2 protein-coding genes are annotated in these 4,692 nt (G+C 61.1%); both read right to left on the bottom strand.

Annotated elements, in window-relative coordinates; genetic code table 11:
* Window positions 1-568: 568 nt before the first annotated feature.
* Window positions 569-2,629 (bottom strand): NAD-dependent DNA ligase LigA, encoded by a 2,061-nt coding sequence (ligA, locus tag NW818_RS13065; RefSeq protein WP_414424797.1) that lies wholly within the window; start codon window positions 2,627-2,629, stop codon window positions 569-571.
* 32 nt (window positions 2,630-2,661) lie between these two features.
* Window positions 2,662-4,677 carry an ArsA family ATPase gene (locus NW818_RS13060; protein WP_414424796.1) on the bottom strand — a complete coding sequence of 672 codons (2,016 nt, stop codon included), beginning with the start codon at window positions 4,675-4,677 and terminating at the stop codon, window positions 2,662-2,664.
* Window positions 4,678-4,692 lie beyond the last annotated feature (15 nt).

Genomic DNA, 4,692 nt, shown 5'->3' with positions numbered 1-4,692 from the left:
TCATTTCAAACTGGATTGAGACACTTCCCAAGCGCTCGGTGCCGCTTCCGCGACCACCCACTCTTCAGGGAGCTGGGAAGCAATGCAACGGAGGTGTTTCATTCTTGCTTCAAAGTGACCATAAGCTTCTCCAGCGCTCTGCGCTACCCGTGCAAACGCCACAGCCTCGGTTCTCCCCAAGTGTCTTACAAGGAGGAAAACTGGAAATGGAAGGGGTGAGCCGTTTCGCTGCTATCGGGAATGGTCATACATCCTTTGGACGGATTTATAGAAAAACCGCCCGACTTGACGCCGAGCGGAAGATGGTGTGAGGAGTGAACGGAAACATGCGTCTCCGCTGATCCCATCATAGTTGACCTTATCTGGCACTGGCAAAGGAATCCTTCAGTTAAGTTGGATACTTTTTGGAGGTGTGGCCGCGCCTTTTTGTAACCAAAAAGGGGAAGGAACTGTCCGTGTTTCGTTCGCTTCCCCCTATTGGCGTCCACTCCTCACTAGAGGTGAATCATAAATTATCCCTGCCGCTAAGACAACCCACCCTACCCAAGTTTTTCGGGGATCCACCCTGTCAAGGATGCAGATCACCGGATTCCACGGTGGGATCCAGCGCCAACAGCTCCGCTTCGGTCAGCAGGGGGATCCCCAGTTGTTGGGCTTGCTCCAGCTTGGAGCCGGGGTCAGAGCCCACCACCACGTAGTCGGTTTGGCGGCTGACGCTGGCGGTGACTTTGCCCCCCCGACTCTCAATCCAAGCCTTGGCCTGCTGGCGGGAGAGGGTGGGCAAGGTGCCGGTGATTACGAATTTTTTCCCGGCCAGGATCTGGGAGACGGCAGGGTTCTCCTGCTGAGGAAGAGCGGGGATCCCGAGCGCCTGCAACTCCTGCAACAGGCGACGATGGGCCGGCTCGGCAAACCAGGCCACCACCGCTTCCGCCACTTCCGCGCCTATCCCGTAGATCTGGGCGATGGTTTCTGCGCTGGCTTGGGCCAAAAGCTCAGGGGTGGGAAAATGGCCGGCCAAAATCTGGGCGGTGACCACCCCCACATGGGGGATCCCCAGCCCGTAGAGCACTCGTTCCCAGGGCTGTTGACGAGAGCGCTGAATGGCTTGCACCAGCTTTTGGCTGGAGCGGGATCCCATTCCCTCCAAACCCTGCAACTGCTCTGGGGTGAGGCGGTAGAGATCGGCTACGGTGCGCACTCCCAAGTTCTCCACCAATTGGGCTGCCCGCTTTTCCCCTAAGCCTTCGATATCCAAAGCATCGCGGCTGGCCCAGTGCTGCAATTGGCCCCGCAGCTTGGCCGGGCACTCGGGGTTGGGGCAGCGGGTCACGGCTTCGCCGGGGGGACGAACCAAAGGGGCGTGGCATTCCGGGCACTGGCTGGGCAGGCTGTAGGGAACAGCGTCGGCAGGGCGCAATTCCTTCAGGATCCCGACCACCTCCGGGATGATCTCCCCGGCTTTGCGCACGATGGCAGTATCGCCAATGTGCACGTCCAGCTCCCGCAGGCGATCGGCATTGTGCAGGCTGGCGCGGCTGACAAGGGTGCCGGCCAAAGGAACCGGCTCCAGCTCTGCCACTGGAGTGACGGCGCCGGTACGGCCCACGCTGGCGAGGATGGCGCGGATGCGGGTGGGGACTTCCTGGGCAGGGTATTTGAGGGCAATGGCCCAGCGGGGAAATTTTTGCGTAAAGCCGGCCTCCTCCTGCAGCCGCAAGGAGTTCAATTTCACCACCACCCCGTCGCTGGCGTAGGGGAGCTGGGCACCCCGCCATCGCTCGTAAAACTGGATCACTTCTCCCAAGCCCCGACAGACCTGGGAAAGGGGGTTGACCGGAAATCCCAATTCCTTGAGCTGCTGCAGACACTGCCACTGGGTTTGCGGGGGATCCCCGGCAGGCCATCCCTCCGGCCAGTGGAGGGCGTAGGCGAAGAAGCTGAGCTTGCGGGCGGCCACAACGCGGCTATCCAACTGCCGCAGGGTACCGGCAGCACAGTTGCGCGGGTTAGCAAAGGGGGGATCCCCGGCGGAACGACGCTCTTGGTTGATCCGTTCAAACTCGGCTAGGGCCAGATAGACTTCCCCCCGCACCTCCAAAACGGGAGGCGGATCTGCTGTCGCCAGCCGCAGGGGAATCGAACGAATGGCGCGCACGTTGGGGGTGATGTCCTCTCCGGCCTGTCCGTCCCCCCGAGTAGCACCCCGCTCCAAAAGACCCTCGATGTAGGTTAGGGCCAAGGCGGCGCCATCAATCTTCAGCTCACATACATATTCCAGCTCTCCCTCTGTCCCGCTGTCGGGAACAGGGGCACGGCCCAAAACTCGCAGCAGACGCTCTTGCCACTCCTCCAGTTCTTCTGGGTTGAAAGCGTTTTCCAAGCTGTAGAGGGGGATGCGGTGGAAGACGGTGGGAAAATGCTCTGCAGGTTTTTCTCCCACCCGCTGAGTAGGGCTATCGGGGGTGACCAGTTCAGGGTAAGCCCGCTCCAGCTCTTGCAGCTCGCGGTAAAGGCGGTCGTAAACGCTGTCTTCCAGGATGGGAGCATCGTGGACATAGTAGGCAATGCTGGCCTTCTGCAGCAGGGTGCGCAGCTCGCGGGCGCGTTCTTCCAGATGGGGATCCATAACTCCTTGGGTGAGCAAGGTCTACCCCTAGGTTAGGGCTCCTGAGGAGCGAACAAGTAGGAGCCGATATTCTCCAAGCTGGGAGGATGTAGGAAGGGGATGGTCAAGATGGCCTGCTGGGAAAATGGCTGGGGGAGCTGGGCCAGAAGAGTCTGGTGACGACGGCGGAGGGCCTCTCCAAAGGGGGTAGAATCCTCCAACCACACCCGATTGAGAACGGCGTAGGGATGAGGGATCCCCAAAGCATCCAGTTCCGCCAAGAGACGCTCGGTTTCCGCCAGAACCGCCTGCTCGGGGTTAAAGACGGGGATAAAGGTGACAAGCTGGGGATCCTGGAGCTGCTGCCGAAGCTGCCGCACCTGGGCCAAGAGCTCCCGCATCCGCTGCGCCCATTCCGACCTGCCCACCACATCCCGATATTTCAGCCACAGCTTCAGGGCCAAGCTTACCCAACCTTCCAGAGCCTGGGGCATCTGCAGAAACCGCAGGAGATGCCCTGTGGGAGCCGTGTCCAGCACCACCAGGTCGAACTGCCCGCTCGTCTCCTGTCGGAGAACACTCAACAGGGCCATCACCTCATCCAAGCCGGGTGGGGGCATCTGCAGCAGTTGCCGCCACGCCTGTGGGTCGTATTGGACTTCCACCCCTGCCGTCCCCTCCCCTGCCAAGATGGCCGCCACCTCCTCCAGATAATCCTGCCGGAATTGCTCCAGCACCGCCGCCGCATCGACCTCCTGCCCCAGCAGGTTGGGCAGCAGGGGAATGGGATCCTGACCCAGTTTCGTCTGAAACAGATCCCCCAGCGAGTGAGCCGGATCGATAGAGACCAGCAACAGCTGCTTGTCGGGATGGCGCTTGGCCAAGGTCCAAGCCAGGGCCCCGGCCACCGTCGTCTTGCCCACACCCCCTTTGCCCCCCACCAACACCAGTCGGATCCCTTGGGTCAAAAAATCCGGTAGGGACGGGATCCCCTTGAAGGAAGGGAAGAGGGTGGAGAAGGGAGACTCTCTCTCCGCTCTCTGCTCTGGGATCCCTTCCAACTCCAGCAGCACCTCTGGCAAGGGGCGAAGCTGCTGAACCAGCTCATCCAGGGCCGCCAACCCAACCGGCTCCTGCAGTTGATAGGGACAGATCCAGATAGGATATCCGGGCAGCTCCTCCTGCAGGGCTTTGAGCACGCGCCCCTGTTCTTGCTGCCGCGCCGAGTAGAGAGGAGAGGGGAGAGCAGCGGGCAGCGAAGGTTGGCTGTTATTCTCTCTTGCAAGCAGCACCTGATTGACCAGAAGACCGCCGATGGGCACGCGGCGGTTTTGCAGTTGCTGACAAAAGCGGCGGGTTTCCGCCACGCTCAACTGCTCCGGGATCATCACCAGCCAAGCAGAAGTGCTCTCCGGAGTGGTCAAGCGGGCTTTGCCCCCCTCCAGTTCCCTCTGCAACTGGGCTAAAAATGCATCCGCCTCATCCGGTCGATAGGTGCCCGTCAGGGCTTGGGCGATTTCCCGGTGCTTGGCCTGAAAGGTGGCAAACACGGCCAGCAGATTATCCAAAAAGTCGGGCAGCTCCAACAGCCGCAGGGTGTGCCCGGTGGGGGCCGTGTCCAAGATAACGGTATCCACCTCCTCCCCAGCCAGCAGCCGGTTGACCTCCAGAATCGCCATCAGCTCATCCACCCCCGGCCAGGCTAAATCCCAGATCGGCAGCAGATCCTCTCGGCCAAACCAACTGCCCCGCTCGGCAATGAGCTCCAGGGCCGGCCCATAGGTTTGCCGAAAAGACCGCAGCAAAATCTCCGCCTGCAAAGCCCGCACCTGCAAATTGGGGCGATCCGGCAGGGGTTGGGCCACATCCGTAACCGAGATTTGCAGCACGTCCCCCAGCGAGTGGGCGGGATCTGTGGACATCAGGAGCAGACGGCGCTGGGGATCCACCTGGGCCAGTTGGCGAGCCAGCGCGCAGGTCAGGGTCGTTTTGCCCACTCCTCCCTTGCCGCTGAACAGCAAGAGGCGTTGGGAAGCCAAGAGCAGAGGATGGCAGGAATGCTGATACATTTACGCTGAACACTG

Source organism: Synechococcus sp. R6-5 (assembly GCF_047461775.1).
Taxonomy (GTDB): Bacteria; Cyanobacteriota; Cyanobacteriia; order Thermostichales; family Thermostichaceae; genus Thermostichus.
This window is presented reverse-complemented; position numbering and strand designations above follow the sequence as displayed.